The following is a 20968-nucleotide window of genomic DNA, read 5'->3' on the forward strand; positions in this document are numbered from 1 at the left end:
CGGAAGTGACTACCATATACGATATTGCCAAAAGAACCGGCTATTCACCAACCACGGTATCCAAGGCGTTCAATAACTACTCTGACGTGCGGGAGAAGACGCGGCAGGAAATACTGCGTACCGCCCAGGAAATGGGATATCTTCCTAATGCGCATGCGCGTACACTGACGACCAAGAAATCCTGGACGATCGGTGTGCTGTTTGTGGAGAACACGGGAGCGGGTATCCGCCATCCTTTCTTCAGTGCGGTTATTGAGAGCTTCAAGCAGGTTGCCGTAGCCAAGGGTTACGCCCTCATGTTTATCTCGAAGGATGTCGGCGGCAAGCAGAGCGGATATCTGGAGAACTGCCGGATTCGCGGAGTCGATGGGGTTGTAGTGTTCCTTTCCGATTATGAGGATCCTTATTTCCGGGAGCTTCTGGAGAGTGATATTCCTACAGTGGTTCTCGATTTCGAAACGGCGTTGTCGCATACGGTCTGCTCGGATAATATGACCGGTGCACTGCAGGCAGTGGAATATCTGGTATCGCTCGGACACCGCAGAATTGCCCATATTTCGGGAGGCGGGAATACATATCCGGGACAACAGCGGGAGCTGGGGTACAGAGCGGCGATGGAGCAGCAGGGTCTTGAGGTGCCGGACGAATATGTTGCCGAGGGAGCATTCTACTCTCTGGAGAACGGTTACGGCGCAATGAAGTCTTTGCTGGAGCTGCCGGAACGGCCAACTGCTGTGTTTGCTTCAGGTGACTTGCTTGCACTGGGTGCCGTAATGGCTGCCAAGGATCAGGGCCTGTCTGTACCGGAGGATATTTCAGTCATGGGTTATGATGATATTGAGCTTGCGGGATATGTTACCCCTGCGCTTACCACCGTCCGCCAGAACACGGAGCTGCTGGGTACCCGGGCGGCGGAGCTTTTACTGGCTTCGATGAACGGGCCGCGTACAAATCAGGAGGCGCTGGTTCTGCCTGTAGAGATCATCGTCAGAGATTCCTGTGCACCGCCGGTCAAGAGATAAAAGTGCGTTCAACCGGGAATGCATTTTTTTTCAGCAAAATCGAAACCGGTTTCGATTTCTTTCGTTTTATTTCGAATTCAAATGATGAAGGAGTGAACCCACATGCCAACCGTTCAAACCGTAGTAACCGCCAAAGATACAGCAGATCGTCTGAGCTCCAGGGAAGGTATTCAGTTCAAGGCGGGAATTCCCGGTACCACAGCAGATATACTGCTGCAGCCGGAGCAGGAGTATCAAACAATCATTGGTTTTGGCGGCGCTTTCACTGAAGCGGCTGCGTATACCTTGTCCCGGATGAGTCCGGAGAAACGGGCAGAGGTCATCCGGCGTTATTTTCACCCGGTGGACGGGCTGAATTACAGTATGGGCCGCGTGCATATTCATAGCTGTGACTTCGCGCTCGGCAACTATACCTATGTACAGGATGAGGATACGGAGCTTACGACCTTTGATATCTCGCATGATCACCAGTGGGTCCTGCCGCTCATTAAGGATGCTATGGAGGTCAAAGGCGGGCCTTTCACGATGCTGGCTTCGCCTTGGAGCCCGCCGGCCTGGATGAAAACGAACGGGGAGATGAATAACGGCGGTTCGCTGAAGCCGGAATATGCTGCAGTCTGGGCGCGCTATTATACCAAATTCATCGAGGCTTACCGTAAAGAGGGCGTTCCGGTCTGGGCGGTATCGGTGCAGAATGAGCCGGCGGCAGTCCAGACTTGGGACTCCTGTGTATACACTGCTGAAGAAGAACGCGATTTCGTCAAAAACCACCTCGGCCCGGTGATGCGCGAGGCCGGAATGGAGGATGTGAACATCGTCATCTGGGATCACAACCGGGATATTATGATCGAACGCGTGACACCGATTCTATCCGATCCGGAAGCAGCGCAGTATGTATGGGGAACCGGAATCCACTGGTACGGCGGTGAGGAGTTCGACAAGGTGGAGAAGGTGCATGAGCTTTTCCCGGATAAGCATGTGCTCTTCACCGAAGGCTGCCAGGAAGGCGGCGTGCGTCTGGGGGAATGGTTCACGGGTGAGCGCTACGGCCGGAATATGATCGGCGATCTGAATGCCTGGACAGAGGGCTATCTGGACTGGAATCTGGTGCTGGATGAGACGGGCGGACCGAATCATGTGGGGAATCTCTGCGATGCTCCGGTGATTGCGGATACGGCTACGGACGAGGTTCACTATAACAGCTCGTATTATTACATCGGGCATTTCAGCAAATTCATTGCACCGGGTGCTGTGCGGATCGGGCTGCAGTCGGCTGCGGAAGGCGTGCTGTCAGCGGCGTTCCGCAATCCGGACGGCAGCATCGCTGTTGTATTGATGAACGAAGGCGAAGCAGAACGCTCCCTGACGCTTGGCCTCGGCGGCGAAATCGCTGAGTGCACATTGCCTGCACATTCCATTGCCACACATCTGATTTCGCAAGGTTAAGCCAGCTGGCAGCAGACATGAAGAAGATGAACAGAAACGAAGCGGATGGGATCGATTCAAAGGCTGATTCAGCGCGAGTTGAGACACTCTTGCTTGAGGCCGTCTATTGTACTATCTACAGCAGATGTCGCCTAAATCCGCCGCAAAAAAACGGAAATCAAATGTATGAAATACAACAGAATGATGTTCAGGGCATAATAAAGCAATTTCTAATGCAGGAAGTGCAATCATTCAGGAACTGCATAGGAAGCAGAGGCTGCCTTGAGCAAACTTGCCGCAACAGAGCAACAAAAGCATATATCAACAAACTTTTAGGAGGACTTAAGCATGAGCCATTATTATTTCGATTCAGGTAAATTTGTCATAGAGCAGTTCCACGAAGGCAAACCGTTCGCCAGCTTCCTGCCCGGACTTGCCGGATTGAAGGGGATCCCGATGTGGACGTTCTACGTGAACCGGGGTCAAGGAATCAGCAGCTTCGGAGTACGGGACAAAAATTCGCCGATTATGGAGTTCTCTCCGGCCAATATTTCGTATAAGAATGTAGCCTCCACCGGATTCCGCACCTTCATCAAGCTGAAGGGTACAGCAGAAGTCTATGAGCCGTTCCAGTCGGCACGCCCTGACCCGGCGGCCAAGCGGATCATGACGATCCTGCCGAACGGACTGACCATTGAGGAGTCACATGCAGGACATGGGCTGAAGACGACGGTCCACTACTTCAACCTGCCGGGTGATGATTATGCCGCGCTGATCCGGCAGGTGGAGATCGAGAATATCAGCGGGACAGAGCTGGAGCTGGAGCTGCTCGACGGTCTTCCGGAGGTTCTTCCCTTCGGCGTAGCGAACGGGGGCTACAAAGAGATGGGCAACCTGCTGCGCAGCTGGATGGATGTTTATAACCTGGAGAACGGAATTCCGTTCTACAAGCTGCGCTCCAGCACGAATGACGATGCGGAAATGAGCCTGATTGAGAGCGGGCACTTCTATCTCTCCTCCACAGCGGAAGGAGAACAGCTGTATCCGGTCGTAGATTATGAAGTAATCTTCGGCGGCAATACTTCGCTGACGTATCCCGACCGCTTCGCGGAGCTTCCGCTGGCGGAGCTGCTTGCACAGGCCCAATACCCAACCAACAAGGTGCCGTGCGGCTTCAGCGGCGTATCCAGAACACTTGCACCGGGAACTTCGCTGAAGCTGAATACAATCATTGGGCATGTAAATGATATTGCCAGAATCAATCATCGGGCGGCTGAGCTCTGCCGGGAAGATTATTTTACCGCCAAGGCACAGGAAGCGGCCAGTTTGACCGAGGATTTAACGGCTGATATTGCTACGCATACCTCCTCGCCGCTGTTCGATGCTTATTGCCGCCAGTCTTATCTCGACAATTTTCTGCGCGGGGGCTATCCGTTTATTTTTGATAACGGCGGTGAAGGCTTTGTTGTACATCTATACTCGCGCAAGCATGGTGATATGGAACGGGATTACAACTTCTTCTCGCTGGCGCCTGAATATTATTCGCAGGGCAACGGCAATTTCCGAGATATGAACCAGAACCGGCGCAGCGATGTGTTTTTCCACCCGAAGGTGGGCAGCTTCAACATCAAGATGTTCTACAGTCTGATTCAGGCTGACGGCTACAATCCGCTTAGCGTGCAGGGTACCAGCTTTGAAATTCTGCCGGGTGAGGGAGAGAAGCTTAAAGCATGGGTTACCGGGGCGCTTGTGGAGCATCATGCCGGATTTGAGCGGCTACTGGCCCGACGCTTCACACCAGGCAGCCTGATTAACTACATTGCGGATCACAATCTTGCTTTGAACATCAGTGAGCAGGAATTCCTCAGCGGTGTGCTTGCCCTGTCGCAGCAGAACATTGAAGCCGCCTTCGGAGAAGGCTTCTGGTCCGATCACTGGACCTACAATCTTGATCTGGTGGAAGGTTATCTGGATATTTATCCGGAACGGCAGGAGGCGCTGCTGTTCGGGGACGAGACTTATACGTTCTATGACAGCCCGGCTTATGTGCTGCCGCGCAGCGAGAAATATGTAATCAGCGGCGGGCAGGTGCGGCAATTCGGAGCGCTGCTGGAGGATGAGGAGAAGCTGCACAAGCTGAAGCGCAAGGCCAGCGATACCCAGTGGCTGCGCACACAAGGCGGGCACGGGGAGATCTACCGGACCAGCCTGTTTGTGAAGATGCTGTCGCTTGCCATGAACAAATTTGCCACGCTTGATCCTTACGGGATGGGTGTAGAGATGGAAGGCAACAAGCCGGGCTGGAATGATGCTATGAACGGTCTGCCGGGACTGGTCGGCTCCGGAATGAGCGAGACCTTTGAACTCAAGCGGATGCTTGTGTTCATGCTGGAAGCGCTGGAGAGCGGCGCGGATATTCCTTCAACAGTAGCGCTTCCGTTAGAGATGGCTTCGCTGCTTGAGCAGGTGAACCGTGCTGTAACTGAAGTGCTTGACGGTTCACTGGCCCAATTCCCGTATTGGGACCGCGTAGCTTCGGCGCGCGAGGCTTACCGGGCAGAGATCCGCTTCGGAATTACAGGCGAGACCGCCGAAATCTCCCTTGCGGTCATCCGCGAGGCACTGGGCAAATGGCTGCGTAAGGTGGATCAGGGTATTGAGCGCGCGGTAGGGATTGGCGGCGGACTGGTTCCGACCTATTTCCGCTTCGAGGCAACACGTTTCCAGCCTGTAACGGATGAAGCCGGAGAGCCGGTCATCAGCGGCTACGGGCTGCCGAAGGCTCTGGTCGAAGAGTTCGAAGCTGCTGCCCTGCCGTATTTCCTGGAAGGCCCTGCCCGCTGGCTCAAAACGCTGGACAGCAAGGGAACCGCCAAGGGAATCTACAGCAAAGTGAAACAGAGCGGGCTTTTTGATCCGGTTACATCGATGTACCGGACTTCAGTGTCGCTGGAAGAAGAATCGCATGAGATCGGCCGCATCCGTGCCTTCACACCGGGCTGGCAGGAGCGGGAGTCCAACTTCTTGCACATGTCGTACAAATATTTGCTTGAGCTGCTGAAGGCGGGGCTGTACGAAGAATTCTACAGCGAGCTGAAAACCTCGCTGATTCCGTTCCTTGACCCTGAGGTCTACGGTCGCAGTACACTGGAGAATTCCTCGTTCATCTCAACAGGCGGCAATCCCGATCCTGCAACGCATGGCAGGGGGTTTGTTGCCCGGCTGAGCGGCTCTACGGCGGAGTTCCTGAGCATGTGGAGAACGATGATGGCCGGCAGCCGGCTGTTCTCTGTGGAAGACGGCGAGTTAACCCTGCAGCTGAATCCGGCCCTTCCCGGCTGGCTGTTCGATGAGCAGGGGCATGTATCCTTCACGTTGCTGGGAAGTACGGAAGTAACGTATTATAATCCGCGTCATGCCGATACCTTCGGCGGCAGCAAGGCGGTCATTCAGAATCTGACGCTGCAATTCCGCAGCGGCGAGGAACGCCTGATTGCCGGCGGCCTGCTGCGCGGCGGGGATGCCGAGGCATTGCGGCGCGGAGAGATTGCCGCCATCCGTGCGGTAATGGAATAATCAGGCGGATTTCCACCGCGAAACAGCGGGTTAAATTCAAGAAATTTGTAGACAACAGCGGCTGGAGGGCCAAATATTCTTTGGAGCCACGGCAATCCCATAATAGCAAAAATACAAGTTCAATCTATATATTCATTCAAGTTGATAAAGGTACAGGAAGGAAGCCCGGTTGGGCCTCCTTTTAATTGCCCGGGGTTAGGTGGATTAAAGGTGAATACTCTTGAATCCGCCAGTTGTCGGCGATACGGGGAATGAGGAGCAGAAGCTCTTAAGCCCTCTGATTCCGCCGGAAGTAGGCGGAATGAGCAAATTAGAGGGATAAATCCCTCTAAATCCGCCGTAAGTGGGCGGAATGAGCAAATTAGAGGGATAAATCCCTCTAAATCCGCCGTAAGTGGGCGGAATGAGCAAATCAAAGGGATAAATCCCTCTAAATCCGCCGGAAGCAGGCGGAATGAGCAAATTAAAGGGATAAATCCCTCTAAACCCGCCGGAAGTAGGCGGAATGAGCAAATTAAAGGGATAAATCCCTCTAAATCCCCCGGAAGTAGGCGGAATGAGCAAATTAAAGGGATAAATCCCTCTAAATCCGCCGGAAACAGGCGGAATGAGCAAATTAAAGGGATAAATCCCTCTAAACCCGCCAGAAGTAGGCGATAGGGTGAAATGAGGAGCAGAAGTGCCCCTGAATCCGCCAGAAGTAGGCGGTAGGGTGAAATGAGGAGCAGAAGTGCCCCTGAATCCGCCGGAAGTCGGCGGAATGTTGGAATGAGGGGCAGAAGTGCCCCTGAATCCGCCAGAAGTCGGCGATAGGGTAGAATGAGGAGCAGAAGTGCCCCTGAATCCGCCAGAAGTAGGCGGTAGGGTGAAATGAGGAGCAGAAGTGCCCCTGAATCCGCCGGAAGTCGGCGACAGGGTGAAATGAGGGGCAGAAGTGCCCCTGAATCCGCCGGAAGTCGGCGGAATGTTGGAATGAGGGGCAGAAGTGCCCCTGAATCCGCCAGAAGTCGGCGATAGGGTTAGAATGAGGAGCAGAAGTGCCCCTGAATCTGCCGGAAGTAGGCGATATGGAGGAATGAGGAGCACTAGTGCCCCTGAATCCGCCGGAAGTAGGCGATAGGGTAGAATGAGGGGCAGAAGTGCCCCTGAATCCGCCGGAAGTGGGCGATAGGGAGGAATGAGGAGCAGAAGTGCCCCTCATTCCTCTAAAAGTAGGCAAAACCAGCAGCCCCGAGGGATTGGCAGCTTTGAATTTGTCCCAAACGGGCAGAGTAGCACTCACCCATGCAAGCGCGGAAGGGGTTTCGATCGGGAAGAGACAATGGCTGCCGGAAGTTCAGGGCTTCCGGCAGCCGATCTCCGATGGCGGTTGAGTTTTTGAGCCAAGCCGAAAAATGAGCCCCCAAATACGAAATCTGGGACCTTACGCCCAAATACTAAAACGCATACAATAAATACATAGAGATGAAAACGCTTCACACATTAAAGTTGGGGATTTTGGAGGTCCATACGATGGAGAACAAACAAAGCACCAAACCAAATCCGGTAATGGGGCCGCTCATTCCGGCGTCAATCGAAACCGGTTCAGTTCGCAAAAATACGCTCTGGAGGAAATTTGTAGCCCAGCGTCATCTGCAGACCATGGCACTGCTTGGTGTAGTGTGGATGATCATATTCAACTACATCCCGATCTACGGCTTGATTATTTCCTTCAAGGAATATAATATCGTCAAGTCGATCGCTGAAGCCCCTTGGGTGGGCCTGGAGCATTTCAGGGAACTGTTCGCAGATGAGGATCTGCCGAATGTTATCCGCAACACGCTGGGGATCAGCTTGATCAAGCTGCTTATCGGGTTCCCGCTGCCGATCATATTCGCCCTGTTCCTCAATGAGGTCCGTTCCATCAGATTCAAGAAGACAATTCAGACGATCTCCTATCTGCCGCATTTCCTCTCCTGGGTTGTGCTTGGCGGCATTCTGGCCACCTGGCTCGCGGATATAGGGATTATCAATAATATTCTGCTTGCCCTCAATCTGATTGACAAACCGATCACTTACCTGGCTGAACCGAGTTACTTCTGGACGATAATCATCACTTCCGACATTTGGAAGGAGCTTGGCTGGTCAGCGATTATCTACCTCGCGGCGATCGCCGGCGTGTCTCCGGAAATGTATGAGGCAGCAACGATAGACGGCGCAGGACGTTTCCAGAAAATGTGGTTTGTCACTCTGCCGGCCATCCGGGCCACGATTAGCATCCTGTTCGTTCTGGCAGTCAGCGGTGTACTGAACTCGAACTTCGACCAGATTCTGGTGCTGCGGAATTCGCTTAACGACAGCACTTCCAATGTAATTGATTACTATATCTATCAGACAGGTATTGTCTCCAACCGCTTCTCCTATTCTGCGGCGGTCACCCTGGTCAAAGCGGTCATTGCACTGATTCTGCTGCTGATTGCCAATCAGGTATCCAAAAAAATCAACGACACGTCGCTGTTCTAGGACAAGGAGGACCTATATATGTTTGCTCTTAAACGTAAAACCAAAGGCGAAGCAATTTTCGATATCGTCAACAATCTGGTTATGCTCTGCGTCTGCTTCCTGACGCTGTATCCGATCTGGTATGTGCTCGTCAACGCTTTCAATGACGGTAATGACGCCATGCTGGGCGGGATTTACTGGTGGCCGCGGATGTTCACACTGAAGAACTTCGATGCAGTATTTGCAAGTCCGGGGATTATGCTGGCGATGGGGGTTACCGTACTCAAGACAGTCCTTGGTGTGGCTCTGCATGTATTCTTTACAGCGATGGTAGCTTATGCCTTGTCCCGCAAGGATCTGGTTGGCGGCAAGCTCTACATTCTGATCGGCACCATTACATTATTCTTTAACGGCGGCCTGATCCCAACCTTCCTGCTGATGCGTGATCTGCATTTACTCGATAACTTCATGGTCTTTATCATTCCTGTCATGTTCAGCTTCTTCGATCTTATTATCTTCATGACCTTCTTCCGGGAGATCCCCGAGGGTCTGGAAGAAGCAGCGCGGATTGACGGAGCCAATGACTGGTCCATCTTACTGCGGATCGTGCTTCCGGTCTCCATGCCGGTTATTGCCACCATCGCGCTGTTCCACGGCGTGTATCAATGGAATGATTATTTTGCCGGCATCATCTATGTGAACAATGTGGACCTGCAGCCGATTCAGACCTATCTGTTCCGGGTTGTGGCCCAGTCCAGCTCGAATACGATGATGGTTGCTGTCCAGGGCAGCGCGGCCACAAGATCGGTAACCTCCCAGTCCATCAAGCTGGCAACCATGGTTGTCACAACGCTGCCAATCGTGTTCGTCTATCCGTTCCTGCAGCGCTATTTCGTTAAAGGCATGATGATCGGCTCCATCAAAGGCTGAGCATCTGCGAACCACAAGGTAACTCCTCCGGAGCCCATTGTCTTGCGGGCAGCGGGGTTGAGCTTATAATTACTATTTTCTAGAAAAGGGGTAAACAAGCATGGGCATGAAACATAAGCCAAAGAAAATGGTCCTGCTGCTCTTGGGACTAATGCTGACATTCTCTGCAGCGGGTTGTTCAAGCAATAATAATGCCGCAAACGGAAATACAGCAACGGAGAAGCCGGCTGAAGCTACAGAGGCACCGGCAACCAATGCAACAGAAACGACAGCTCCGGCAGCAACAGGCGATGAGCCAGGCTGGATGAGCGACACTTCACCAATCACCTTCGACTGGTATCTGAACTTTGCCTGGTTTGCCAACAAATGGGGCGTAGATCCAACTTCGCAATATGTTTCGAAGAAGACCGGCGTTAATGTTAACTTTATCGTGCCTGCAGGGAATGAGAATGAGAAGCTGAACACGCTGATTGCTTCCGGCAAGCTGCCTGACTTCATCACCCTCGGCTACTGGGAAGATGCCATCAAAAAAATGGTAGAAGGCGAATTGGTGCTTCCGCTGAACAAGCTGGCTGATGAATACGACCCGTACTTCTACAAAGTTTCCGATAAAGATAAGCTTGGCTGGTACACTCAGCCGGACGGCAATGTATACGGCTATCCTAACTCCTCCTCTTCTCCTGCCGACTATGAAAAATATGGCGATACCTATGTATCGAACCAGACGTTCGCAGTCCGCAAGGATATTTATGAAGCCATCGGCAGTCCGGATATGCGTACCCCTGAAGGCTTCCTCGCTGCGCTGAAGACTGCACAGGAGAAATTCCCTGAAGTCAACGGCCAGCCGCTGATTCCGCTGGGTCTGCATGAGTTCACTGAGAACGGCAACGACTCGCTGGAAGGCTACATTCAGAACTTCCTGGCGATTCCTTGGGAAAAAGACGGCAAGGTATATGACCGTGAAACCGATCCTGAATATGTACGCTGGATGAAAACACTCCGCCAGGCTAACCAGGACGGATTGCTGGCAAAAGATATCTTCATTGACAAACGGGCACAAATGGAAGAAAAAATCGTACAGGGACGCTACTTCGCAATGCTGTATCAACGTACAGACTTTGCTTCCCAGCAAGGAACTATTTTCCAGAAAAATCCTGAGATGGTCTACATTGCTGTAGATGGACCAGCCAACACCAAACTGGATCAGCCTACACTGAATGGCCCTGGGATCTCCGGCTGGACCGTTACCCTGATCTCGAAGGATGTTAAGGATAAAGCACGCGCAATTAAATTCCTCAGCTACCTGAACAGTGAAGAAGGCCAAAAGGATCTTTTCCTGGGCGAAAAAGGGGTCAGCTATGATACAATTGAGGGCAAGGATCAATTCCTCCCTGAAGCCCTTAAGCTGATGAACTCGGACCGTGCAGCATTTGATAAGCAATACGGCTCTTCGTTCACCTTCTGGATGATGCAAAATACGAATATTACTGACCAATGGGCACCAAAATCCGTTGAGCCGTTCAAACAACTGGAAGACTGGACCCGCGGGAAATCTATTAATACTTCGGAATTCCAGCTGATTGATCCTAGCGGTAACTCGCCGGAGGGCATCATCGCGACCAAGCTGAAACAGCTGCGCGGCAAAACCATGCCGAAGCTACTGATGGCTGAATCCGATGCGGAATTCGATAAGATCTGGTCTGAATATCTCACCAAAAAAGAGAAGGAAGGTCAAGCGACCTTCGATGCATACCGCCAGACTAAATATGAAGAGAACAAGAAAAAACTCGGAATGTAGTCTCCAATATAAGACCCAATTGCCCGCTAACCGCGGGCTTTTGGGTTATTTTCTAGTAACGGGATCTACAAGGCTCCAGCTATTAACGGAGAGGTGAATATGCGCAAACGAACAGGAGCATTATGGAATTCCTTCCGTTATTGGCTCGGACGGAGATCACTGCAAAGCCGGCTGGTTGTGGCTTATATCTTTATTATTCTGGGACCCAGTCTGCTGGTGTCCTTCTATTCGTACAAGGCCATTAACAATACGTATATGCAGGATGCGATCGAGAAAAACGACTATCTGCTGCAGATGGAGAAGCTGCATGTACTCAATCAGATTGAGGCGATGGAGCGGGCGCTCCAGATGGCGTATAGTGATAAAATCACCCGGGAGTATCTGATCAGCGAAAGTGATCCTACACTCGGAGAGCTGATTGATTACAACACAACCAGCTTCATGAACCTCAGCCAGATCCAGTTCAATAATCCGAATATTGAGCATTTGTACCTGTATTCCAGCAGCAAAAATGTATATGAGATGTGGCCGGTTATTTTCCGTGAGTCCCGGGTCTCCATGGAGCCCTGGTTTCAGAAGGCATTGGAGCTGGAAGGATTGCGGAATCTGTGGTCCTTTCAGAACTCGGATATCGACCTGATGAAGCGCTTCTCGGGGGAAACAGAGCAGGGGCAACCGAAGGTATCGGTGCTGCGGGAGATCAGCATTCCGGCGGGCAATCACATCGGGATGGTTCAGGTAGATATGCTGCTGAGTAAATTCACACCCAAGACGTATACCTCCGTGCAGGATAATGAATCCCAGATGATTCTTGCGGATGATGAGCTGAACCTGTTCACCCGGACAGACAACTCTTTTCTGGAGAATAATAAGGGGCTGACTGCGGCAATCAAAGACCGGCTGGCAGAGTTCGGAAAGACCGGTAAATGGGTGATGGATTATAAGGAGAACGGGAATTCCTTCATGCTGATTCAGGCGCCGCTGGAGCAGATCAATGCTTCTCTGGTCACTGTGGTCTCGATGAAAGGTGTGATGATGGATATTTCGCGTACCCGTAATCTGATTATTGGGGTCAATATCGGCTTCATCTTCCTGGTCACTGCCATTGCTTACGTGCTGAATGCATTCATCCTGAAGAATCTCCGCCGGCTGACCGAAACGATGAAGAGAGTCCGCCGGGGAGAGCCGTATGGAAGTATCCGCGTCAGCGGAGGCGGCGAGGTCGGCGAGCTTGCCCATCACTTCTCCAAGCTGATGAACACAATTAATACGCTGGTGGCTCAGGCTGTCCATAAACAGGCGCTGTCGAAGGAAGCTGAGCTGCGGACGCTGCATAATCAGATCGATGCCCACTTCCTCTACAATACACTGGAGAATATCAAAATGCTGGCGGAGATTGAGAATCAGCGGACGATCTCGGATGCGCTTACCCGGCTTGGCGGCATGATGCGCTATAATTTCAAATGGACGGGTGAATACGTGAAGCTGAAAGACGAGATCCGCCATATCCAGAACTATATAGAGGTTATGAATATAAGATTCGAGCATACCATTAGGCTGGAGCTTAATATTGACAGCGCTTATCTGGAAGTGGAGGTGCTCAAAATGTCGCTGCAGCCGATTGTTGAGAACAGTGTAAAGCATGCGTGGAATGCGGACGGGATAGAGCTCACGGACCGTGTTGTGCGGATCGATATTACGGAGGCCGAGGGGGATATCTTCATCTCGCTGCGCGATAATGGCCTCGGGCTGACGCCGCAGCAGCTGACCCAGCTGCATGAGGCGATTTATGCCAAGGAGGAACCGGGGGCTGACCCTTCGGGAACCAGCAGCGGCGGGTATAAGTCGGGAGGCGTCGGACTGCGCAATGTGCATCAGCGTCTGCAGCTGTTCTATGGTGAAGCCTACGGGCTGGAAGTGCAGAGTGAAGCAGGGAAATGGACAACTGTGTTCATGTCACTGCCCAAAGTTCTATTGACGGGGGATAACTAGCTATGACCAATCTGCTGATCGTGGATGATGAAAAAATGATCCGTCAAGGTCTGAAGGCGATGATCGAACGGGAATATCCGTCTGTCTACAGCATCACGATGGCGGGCAACGGTGCGGAAGCGCTGGAGCTGTACAAGCAGGAGCGGAAGGATGTCATTATTACGGATATCCGGATGCCGATTATGGACGGGATCACGCTGCTGGAACGTTTGTCGGTGGAAGCAGGCAAGGAGGAGCCGCCTGCTGTCATTATTTTAAGCGGCCATGATGATTTCGAATATGCCAAAAGCGCGATCCGCTACCGCGTGAAGGATTATCTGCTGAAGCCGATCCGCCGCGAAGAGCTGTTCGAGATTCTCGAACGGATTGACAAGGAGGGAATGGACCGCCAGTCGAGCAGCCTGCGGCAGAAGCAGGAGGCGGAAGGCTACCGCCGCGAGCTGCGGATTGCCCGCCTGCGGGGGCTTTTGATGCAGCGGGAGACAGAAGCATCGGCGGCACAGCTGGAGGAGCTGTCGACGCTGCAGATTCCTTTTACAGTAGGCGTGGTCAATTATTATCACCGGGACGGCGCGCGGATGAATCACGGAGAGGTCCAGGGCGTGCTGGAGCGGCTGATCGGACCGCTGGAACATAAATTCACGGAAATTCTGACCGATTGGGACGGGAAGCTTGTACTTGTGGGGAATATGGAGAGCTTCCTGGAGCTGTCCGGTAAGGCTGAGGCCAAAGAACTTAAGCGGCTGCTCATCGGCATCAGCAGTGAGAGCCGGAGTCCGGAGCAGTTCCGTGCCTGTTACATGGAGGCGTACCGGGCGCTGCAGTATACTTTTTTGTCCCCGCAGGCCAGTTTTGTCGACTATAAGGATATCCGCGCCGGCCGCCTGAGCTTCCCTTCTCCGGAGGAGGAGCTGCGCAAGCTGCTTAATATGCTGGGAACCGAGCGGGAGAAGGAGATTAAGACGCTGCTTGGTGTTATTTTTCAGACGGATCATTTGCTGCATCTGGATTTGGATTACCTGGAGAATGTAGGGCGGAGTATTAATGAACGGGTGCTGGATGAAGTGTTCCGTGTGCATGGAGAGGCTTCGGTGGAAGTGCTGAAGCTGTACCGAGCGGTCGGCAACTTGTATAATTTCAGCAATTTCCATGACTATTACCGGGCACTGGAGCATTTGCTCCTTAGTGTGAACGATTATATTATAGGTATAAGATCTGCGCATACCGAGCATGCGGATATGGAAGAAGCGCTGGCGTATATCGAAGCGGATTATGCGCGTCCGCTGAATATGGCTATGGTCAGCAATTATGTCTCGCTCAATTATTCATATTTCAGTGAAGCCTTCAAGGCGTACACCGGGGAGAGCTTTGTGCTGTATCTCAAAAAAGTCCGCATCCGCCACGCCAAGGAGCTGCTGGCTGATCATTCCGTCAAGCTGGCTGGGGTCTCTGAGGCTGTAGGTTTTGAGAACAGCAAGCAATTCGCGCGTGTCTTTAAGGAGCTGGAGGGTATCTCTCCCGGTGAATACCGGGCGAAGCAGCTGATGGAGCGTTATTCGGGGCAGACGGAGGATAAGGAATTTTAAGATATGAACAACGGATGGCTAGAGGCTGGAGGCAATGGAATGGAAGAAGTACAAGGAACACTGATTACCGTAGATACACTTGCCGCCGACTTCCGTAAGCTAGGCGTGCATGAAGGAATGACACTGCTGCTGCATTCTTCCTTTAAATCACTGGGACAATGGGTGGCTGGTGGTCCGGTTGCCGTTATCCTGGCGCTGGAGAAGGTACTGGGTGAAGAAGGGACGCTCGTTATGCCTACGCAATCCTCGGATCTGACCGATCCGTCAGGCTGGAGCAAACCGCCGGTGCCGGAGGCCTGGTGGCCCGGCATCCGGGAGCATATGCCTGCATATGACCCGGACTTGACTCCGCTTAGAGGGATGGGCGTGATTCCCGACTGCTTCCGCAAGCAGCAGGGCGTCCGGCGCAGCAGTCATCCGATCGATTCTTTTGCCGCCTGGGGGAAGCACCGGGATGTCATTATCGACGGGCATAGCCTGGAGTACGCCTTCGGTGAGCAGTCTCCGCTGGCCCGGATCTATGAGCTGGGAGGAAGCGTGCTGCTGCTTGGCGTAGACAATCTTAATAATACCTCACTGCATCTGGCGGAATACCGGGCAGACTATGCCGGGAAACAGGAAGTCATGGCTGCAGCGCCGATGATGGTGGACGGAGTCAGACGATGGACGGAATTCAGTGATTACAACTGGAACTCGGATGATTTCACGGAGCTGGGCGTGGACTTTGGCCGGGAGACCGGACTTATTGCCAGCGGTTTGGTGGCCGCATCGGCGGCACAGCTGATTCCGCAGCGGGAGATTGTGGATTACGCGGTGAAGTGGCTGGAACGCAAGCGCACGTAAGAGGTGCGGAGGCGTAATTGATTATGGATAGAGCAAGAGAGCTATCGGCTTGAGGGGAGCAAAGTTTCATGACTACAACAACGGTGTACATTACCCGGCACGGGCAGACCGAATGGAATGTGCAGAAGCGGATGCAGGGCCATCAGGATTCAGAGCTTACGCCGCTGGGCGTCCAGCAGGCAGAATGGCTAAGCCGGAGCATGCAGCAAGTGGAGCTGGACGCGGTGTACGCGAGCTCTAGTCCCCGGGCGCTGCGGACGGCGGAGATTATCATGGGAGAGCGGGACTTGCCGCTTACGGCCTGCGATGAATTCAAGGAGATCGGCATGGGAGTCTGGGAAGGCCGTGATTCCGCAGAGCTGCAGGTTCAGTATCCGGAGCAGCATCAGTTCTTCTGGAGCGACCCGGAGCAGTTCAGTGTAGAGGGCAGTGAGACCTTTGCAGCGGTGCAGGAGCGTGCGCTGGGCAAGCTGCGGGAGATCGCAGACCTCCACGCAGGCGGCTCGGTGCTCATTGTGACGCATACGGTTGTGATTAAGGTGCTTATGGCTTATTTCGAGAGCAGAGCCATGAACAAGCTCTGGGATCTGCCCTACATCTATCCTACCTGTCTGTGCAGAATCGATATCACGGACGGTGTGCCCGAGATTGTGCTTCACGGCGATACCAGTCATTATGAGACCACTGAGGGCGGGATGGAATCCTGATTCTGCAGCACGGACTTCTTAAGAATAACAGGGCGATGTGCATGACGGCATCGCCCTGTTTGACGTGTTGCGCCGGCCGCTTCCTGCGGCTTCGCAGGTGAAGCAGCAGCTGGTTGCGCTGCCCCGTCCGTAGCTCCGTCCAGACTGATGAATTGCTGTACAAATTACAACAATTTGCTTCTGGTAGGCAGCGAATCTGCAATAATCTTGCAGAAAGTGCAACAATCGAGCTCTGACCAGCACGAAATCGGCAAAAATCCTGCAAAAAGTACAACAATGCGCCCTGGAAGGCCCCTTCTGTGCGAAAATTCTGCAGAAAGTACAACATTCAACTTCTAGCCAGCAAAAATTGTAATGCCCGCCGGAAGTCCAGACATTTCACGGAGTTTCGAGCGTGGCCTAGCCCAAAATTATGGAAAACAGAGTTCAGTCTATACAGGTGTATTGCCTGTCTAGGCAACTTCACTTTTCTGCCGCGTGCTCTGTTCCAGCACGGATAAGTCCCCGTCCAGCGCCTTCAGTCCCGGCAAGCGCAGCGCCACTCCAGCATACAGGGCAGGAAGAATTCCTGCGGCCAGCAAAAGAGCAGGCACCCCATAGAGCTCAGCGACCGCTCCTCCTGCCAGGGCGCCGAGCGGTGACAGGCTCCCGCCAATCAGGAACCGGACCGAGTTCACCCGCCCCTGCAGGTGGCCGGGAACCAGCCGTCCATGCAGGGAGGAGCTTAAGGAACCGAAGAAAGGTCCCAGCAGTCCGGCGGCGAATACCGCAAATAGGGCAAAGAAATAGCTGGGGATGAACCCCCACACCATAGTGACGATACCCGATAAGCCCAGGCTGCCGAGCATCACGATGCGCCGCTTCGTGATCTCGCCCATCAGGGAGATCACGCCCAGCCCGGCTAAGTATCCGAGCGCAGAGGCCGTAGACAGCGAGCCTACCGCTGCTGCATCCCGGTGCAGCACCTCGCGGACATAAGGGACCATCATGGTCCATACGGCAATGGAGCTCAGATTGCTGACGGCGGCCATCATCATAATCGTCAGCATGGCGGGGAACTGCCGGTAGAACGAGAAGCCTTCGGCTACCTCCCGCAGATAGAGGGCTGTCGAGAAGCTGCCGGCGGGGGCTGCTGCCGGCTTACCCATGCGGGGCAGCAGTAGCAGAGTGGCTATCGCTGCCGTATAACAAACTGCATTGATGCCGAGCGCCGGCAAGGCCCCGCTGGCTGCGGTCAACACGCCGGCGAGGGCCGGGCCGAGAAGTGCGGCGGCACCCTTGCAGCCGTCGATGATTGCAAAGGCGCGCATCAGCTTGCTGGTGCTTGCGATGCCGGGAATCACGGCCATTGCGGTTGGCATGAACAAGGCGGAGCAGGCTCCGCTGAGACTGGCGGCAGCGAACAAATGCCACAGCTGCAGGTGGCCGGCCAGCCCCATGCCCAGCGGCAGCAGGAGGGCCAGCAGACGCAGCGACGCGAGGCAGGCCATGAACCGGACGCGGGGCAGCCGGTCGGACAAGGGTGAGCCGAGCAGGCGGAGCGCCTGTTCCGGAATCATGGAGCTGAGGGCAAGTGCACCCATAGCCAGCTTGGAGCCAGTCAGCTCATAGACAAGCCATTCCATTGCCAGCAGTCCAAAGGCATCGCCGAAGGCACTCAAGGAAATTGTGGATAATAACCCGTAATAGCTGCGTTTCTGCATAGAACTCACCCCTCCAGATATTCCCCGATTCGTCCGGGCAGGCCGTTCAGCGCCTCAAGGCGCAGGCTGTAGGACGTGTTTTTGCTGGTAGTATGAACAATGACCAGGCCCGCCGCCCGCAGTGCGATCAGATGGTAGTGGATCGTGCTTTTGGACAGGCCGACCTCCTTCACAATCTCAGTGAAATTCAGCTGCCTGCCGGTCAGCAGGCGAAGAATGTAGAGCCGCGTCTCATCCGACAGCGCCCGGGTAAGCCGCAGCAGAGCCGGTGCGGGCCGCCCATCTTCCGGAGGAAGAACATCGCAGGAGTAGCTGGTGAATACAAATTCATCAAAAAGCGTGGAGGTTACGAGAGGCCGGGCATGATATTGCGGTGTAATAATGACCTGCTTCAGGGTTTCTGAAGGGTATAGCCGCATACCTGCTGTAGCCGCTTCGTACACCTCCATATCATTCGTGCCGGTCAGCAGCGCTGCCCTTGCACCAGCCTCCTGCTGCAGCCCTTCCATGATGGCCGGATCAATGCTGCTGAAGTACCCCGTATCCCAAGCTCTGATGACTTCAGCGGCAGAGCTTCGCAGCTCGGCCAGGTTGGAGGGGACGGTCTGCCCGAAGCGGCCGGCAATCTCATACAGCTCACCCGGGGAGAGGACTTCGAACCAGCCCAGGAACTTCTTGACCGTGCGCTCTTCCGGACAGCTCCATATGTAAGGAGACAGACTGAAGTTATCGGTGAGCTTCATTACTTCTTTCATTTTCTGGAGCATTACGGGGGCGAACCGGGTCTGCACCTCGCGGATCCAGGAGATTCCAGCGTCCATAGCATTGTGGTTCTGCTTCCCGATAAAAGCATTTAAGCTGGAGATGCACTCATAGATTGGCGCGAAATCGACTGTTACCTTGTAATCCATAGGGGGTACCTGCTTTCTGGAGAAGTGATATTACGGCAGAGATGAACAAGTAGTAACTATTTTTGATTAGTTCTATAAATATAGAACTGACTGTTAGTTTTATAATAAACGAACATATTTGTGTTTGCAAGGGCTGACTTCACAAGTCTCCAAGATTTTTTAGAGCGCGTGTCACAAAATCAGGATTTTGACAGTTATACAGGCAGAGAGGAGGGGGAGCTGTGGATGAAACGGAAATCTGCCGGACGAATAGAGACGCAGAACAGGAGCAGGCGGCAGAGCTGACCGTGGAGCAAAGGGTCGAGAAGGTTCAGCTGGGAGATATACAGGCCTTCACTTGGATCATCAGACATTTTCAGCGGCCGATTTACCTGTACTGCTATTACCTGCTGGGTAACCGGGAAGAGGCGGAGGATGCGGCTCAGGAGATTTTTATCAGAGCCCTGGAGCGGGTGGGGCAGTACTCGGCAAAGGTCTCTTTCTCGGCCTGGCTGTACACCATTGCACGCAACCATTGCCTGGACCGGATTAAACAGAGAAACAAAGGCTTCAGGCTGCTCTCCATCTACAGGAGCCATCAGCAGCAGGCGGAGTGCGCCGAAGGTTCACGATATACGGAGGTTGTTCATGAACTGCTGGAGATGCTGAGTATGGAAGAACGGCAAATTCTGCTGCTGAGGGCACTGGAGGAGCATAGCTTTGAGGAAATCGGAACGATTATGGACTTGAACCCCGGGGCGGTCCGCAAAAAATATGAACGGATGCGCAAAAAACTCGGACGCCGTCAAAACAGTGGAGGGATGATCGCTCATGAACCACGCTAACAGGGAGGAAGAAGAACTGGAGCGGATCGGTCGGATGGTCCGTGATACACCGGTTCAGGTAGATCTGGAAGAACGCATAATGAACCGGTACGTGGACGGGCAGCAGCGGGGAACGAGGACAGAACCAGTCGGACTAAGCAGAAGACGAGGCAGTGTACTTCGAAGAGGTGCAGGCATAGTGGCTGCGGTGCTGCTGCTGCTGATCACGGGGACAGAGTTTATCTCTCCGACGCTGGCCGCGTCCATTAAGCAGATTCCGGGGATGGAGTCGATCTTCAGACTGGCCGGGGATCTGGGGCTGCGGAATGCGGATCAGCAGGGGCTGGCGGCAGTACAGAAACCTGAGCTGAGCGATACCCATGACGGACTAAAGCTTATTGTACCTGAAGTGCTGTACGATGGAATTCGCGTATCACTGGGGATCGGGCGCCAAACGGATGTGTTGGAGTTCCGGCAGGGTGATGTTAGTGATCTCATGACAGCTATTAAGCTGTCGATCAACGGTGAGGATATCAATACCTATGGTCCGCTTGGCAGCAGCGGCGGCGGTTCGTTTGGCCCGTTCTTGCTTCGCGGGAAGGATGCGGATTCAAGGATCATTCAATTCACGGATTTGCAGAATCAGGGGGGGCGGGCTTTCCCGGATGATTTTGAGCTCACGCTTACCATAGAAGTACAGGGGATCCAGGAGCCCTTTGTAATTAAGCTGCCGGTGCAAAAGAAGACCTATCACAGCATCATTGCGGAGCCGTTAATCCGCCAGAGCTCCGGTATGATTTTCACACTCGATACTGTTGAGCTTACTCCGATTACAACGAGGATCACCACCCGGCTTGAACAGCCTGCGGGTCAGCCTGTCGATCATAAGGATTTCTTGGGCTATGATCTTGTGGATGATCAGGGCCATGTATTGCGGGAGATCAACGGGTCTACCGGCTGGAATGCCACAGGGGGCAATGTGCTGATCGCTGCTGCACTATTCGAACCGCTCCAGAATAAGACGGAGCATATTACGGTAAGGCCCTTCCGGATATTGTCCATAGACCCGGAGGGGAACCAGGAGAAGGAGTATATCCCTGAATTTGAGGTGGAGGTACAGGTGCCGGTATCAGCGCTGGCGAAGTAATCATACCCGTATAGAAAAAGGCGGCACCCGCAGCGCATGATGCG

The 20968-nt window shown here is 53.5% G+C and carries 15 protein-coding genes; 13 read left to right on the forward strand and 2 right to left on the reverse strand.

Going from position 1 to position 20968, the window contains the following annotated elements:
- Window positions 1-5 precede the first annotated feature (5 nt).
- The 11 genes from NSU01_RS02365 to NSU01_RS02415 all read left to right on the forward strand — a co-directional run bounded on the left by NSU01_RS02365 (window position 6) and on the right by NSU01_RS02415 (window position 16360).
- Entirely contained in the window at window positions 6-1022 is a 1017-nt protein-coding gene (locus tag NSU01_RS02365; protein ID WP_076243580.1) for a LacI family DNA-binding transcriptional regulator, read from the forward strand.
- A gap of 102 nt (window positions 1023-1124) precedes the next feature.
- Complete coding sequence (locus NSU01_RS02370) at window positions 1125-2468, forward strand: glycoside hydrolase family 30 protein (RefSeq protein ID WP_042133113.1); 1344 nt, start codon at window positions 1125-1127, stop codon at window positions 2466-2468.
- A 327-nt stretch (window positions 2469-2795) separates the two neighbouring features.
- Window positions 2796-6023 carry a cellobiose phosphorylase gene (locus NSU01_RS02375; RefSeq protein ID WP_076243564.1) on the forward strand — a complete coding sequence of 1076 codons (3228 nt, stop codon included), beginning with the start codon at window positions 2796-2798 and terminating at the stop codon, window positions 6021-6023.
- 1238 nt (window positions 6024-7261) lie between these two features.
- On the forward strand, window positions 7262-7396 hold the full coding sequence (locus tag NSU01_RS02380) for a hypothetical protein (RefSeq protein WP_256704074.1): 135 nt from the start codon (window positions 7262-7264) through the stop codon (window positions 7394-7396).
- A 139-nt stretch (window positions 7397-7535) separates the two neighbouring features.
- Window positions 7536-8525, forward strand: a complete 990-nt coding sequence (locus tag NSU01_RS02385) for an ABC transporter permease subunit (RefSeq protein ID WP_039309713.1) — start codon at window positions 7536-7538, stop codon at window positions 8523-8525.
- Window positions 8526-8543: 18 nt separating this feature from the next.
- Window positions 8544-9434, forward strand: a complete 891-nt coding sequence (locus tag NSU01_RS02390) for a carbohydrate ABC transporter permease (protein ID WP_042133123.1) — start codon at window positions 8544-8546, stop codon at window positions 9432-9434.
- Between the two features lie 100 nt (window positions 9435-9534).
- On the forward strand, window positions 9535-11232 hold the full coding sequence (locus NSU01_RS02395; RefSeq protein ID WP_042133124.1) for an extracellular solute-binding protein: 1698 nt from the start codon (window positions 9535-9537) through the stop codon (window positions 11230-11232).
- 99 nt (window positions 11233-11331) lie between these two features.
- Window positions 11332-13224 (forward strand): sensor histidine kinase, encoded by a 1893-nt coding sequence (locus NSU01_RS02400; RefSeq protein WP_042133126.1) that lies wholly within the window; start codon window positions 11332-11334, stop codon window positions 13222-13224.
- A 2-nt stretch (window positions 13225-13226) separates the two neighbouring features.
- Window positions 13227-14810, forward strand: coding sequence for a response regulator (locus NSU01_RS02405; RefSeq protein ID WP_076248856.1), 1584 nt, complete (start codon window positions 13227-13229; stop codon window positions 14808-14810).
- A gap of 39 nt (window positions 14811-14849) precedes the next feature.
- A complete protein-coding gene (locus NSU01_RS02410) occupies window positions 14850-15653 on the forward strand; it encodes an AAC(3) family N-acetyltransferase (protein WP_076248854.1) in 804 nt (267 codons plus the stop codon).
- Between the two features lie 68 nt (window positions 15654-15721).
- Entirely contained in the window at window positions 15722-16360 is a 639-nt protein-coding gene (locus NSU01_RS02415) for a histidine phosphatase family protein (RefSeq protein ID WP_076248852.1), read from the forward strand.
- A gap of 452 nt (window positions 16361-16812) precedes the next feature.
- Here NSU01_RS02415 and NSU01_RS02420 read toward each other — a convergent pair whose 3' ends face one another.
- Window positions 16813-18063 carry an MFS transporter gene (locus NSU01_RS02420; protein ID WP_076248850.1) on the reverse strand — a complete coding sequence of 417 codons (1251 nt, stop codon included), beginning with the start codon at window positions 18061-18063 and terminating at the stop codon, window positions 16813-16815.
- Window positions 18064-18068: 5 nt separating this feature from the next.
- Window positions 18069-18974 (reverse strand): winged helix-turn-helix domain-containing protein, encoded by a 906-nt coding sequence (locus NSU01_RS02425; RefSeq protein ID WP_076248848.1) that lies wholly within the window; start codon window positions 18972-18974, stop codon window positions 18069-18071.
- Window positions 18975-19195: 221 nt separating this feature from the next.
- On the opposite strand from NSU01_RS02425, the gene NSU01_RS02430 reads away from it, so the two are divergent.
- Window positions 19196-19798: a sigma-70 family RNA polymerase sigma factor gene (locus NSU01_RS02430; RefSeq protein WP_256704073.1), complete on the forward strand. Its 603-nt coding sequence runs from the start codon at window positions 19196-19198 to the stop codon at window positions 19796-19798.
- Window positions 19785-20924 (forward strand): DUF4179 domain-containing protein, encoded by a 1140-nt coding sequence (locus NSU01_RS02435; protein WP_076248846.1) that lies wholly within the window; start codon window positions 19785-19787, stop codon window positions 20922-20924. The genes NSU01_RS02430 and NSU01_RS02435 overlap by 14 nt, the downstream gene beginning before the upstream one ends.
- Window positions 20925-20968: the final 44 nt, after the last annotated feature.

Source organism: Paenibacillus sp. FSL H8-0259, from assembly GCF_037963255.1.
Classification (GTDB): domain Bacteria; phylum Bacillota; class Bacilli; order Paenibacillales; family Paenibacillaceae; genus Paenibacillus_AQ; species Paenibacillus_AQ phytohabitans.

Excerpts from the sequence above, each read along its gene's own strand:
- NSU01_RS02400 (WP_042133126.1), top strand. The coding sequence starts at position 11,332 with ATGCGCAAACGAACAGGAGCATTATGGAATTCCTTCCGTTATTGGCTC.
- NSU01_RS02375 (WP_076243564.1), top strand. The coding sequence starts at position 2,796 with ATGAGCCATTATTATTTCGATTCAGGTAAATTTGTCATAGAGCAGTTC.
- NSU01_RS02390 (WP_042133123.1), top strand. The coding sequence starts at position 8,544 with ATGTTTGCTCTTAAACGTAAAACCAAAGGCGAAGCAATTTTCGATATC.
- NSU01_RS02420 (WP_076248850.1), bottom strand. The coding sequence starts at position 18,063 with ATGCAGAAACGCAGCTATTACGGGTTATTATCCACAATTTCCTTGAGT.
- NSU01_RS02410 (WP_076248854.1), top strand. The coding sequence starts at position 14,850 with ATGGAAGAAGTACAAGGAACACTGATTACCGTAGATACACTTGCCGCC.
- NSU01_RS02395 (WP_042133124.1), top strand. The coding sequence starts at position 9,535 with ATGGGCATGAAACATAAGCCAAAGAAAATGGTCCTGCTGCTCTTGGGA.
- NSU01_RS02415 (WP_076248852.1), top strand. The coding sequence starts at position 15,722 with ATGACTACAACAACGGTGTACATTACCCGGCACGGGCAGACCGAATGG.
- NSU01_RS02425 (WP_076248848.1), bottom strand. The coding sequence starts at position 18,974 with ATGGATTACAAGGTAACAGTCGATTTCGCGCCAATCTATGAGTGCATC.
- NSU01_RS02370 (WP_042133113.1), top strand. The coding sequence starts at position 1,125 with ATGCCAACCGTTCAAACCGTAGTAACCGCCAAAGATACAGCAGATCGT.
- NSU01_RS02435 (WP_076248846.1), top strand. The coding sequence starts at position 19,785 with ATGAACCACGCTAACAGGGAGGAAGAAGAACTGGAGCGGATCGGTCGG.
- NSU01_RS02405 (WP_076248856.1), top strand. The coding sequence starts at position 13,227 with ATGACCAATCTGCTGATCGTGGATGATGAAAAAATGATCCGTCAAGGT.
- NSU01_RS02385 (WP_039309713.1), top strand. The coding sequence starts at position 7,536 with ATGGAGAACAAACAAAGCACCAAACCAAATCCGGTAATGGGGCCGCTC.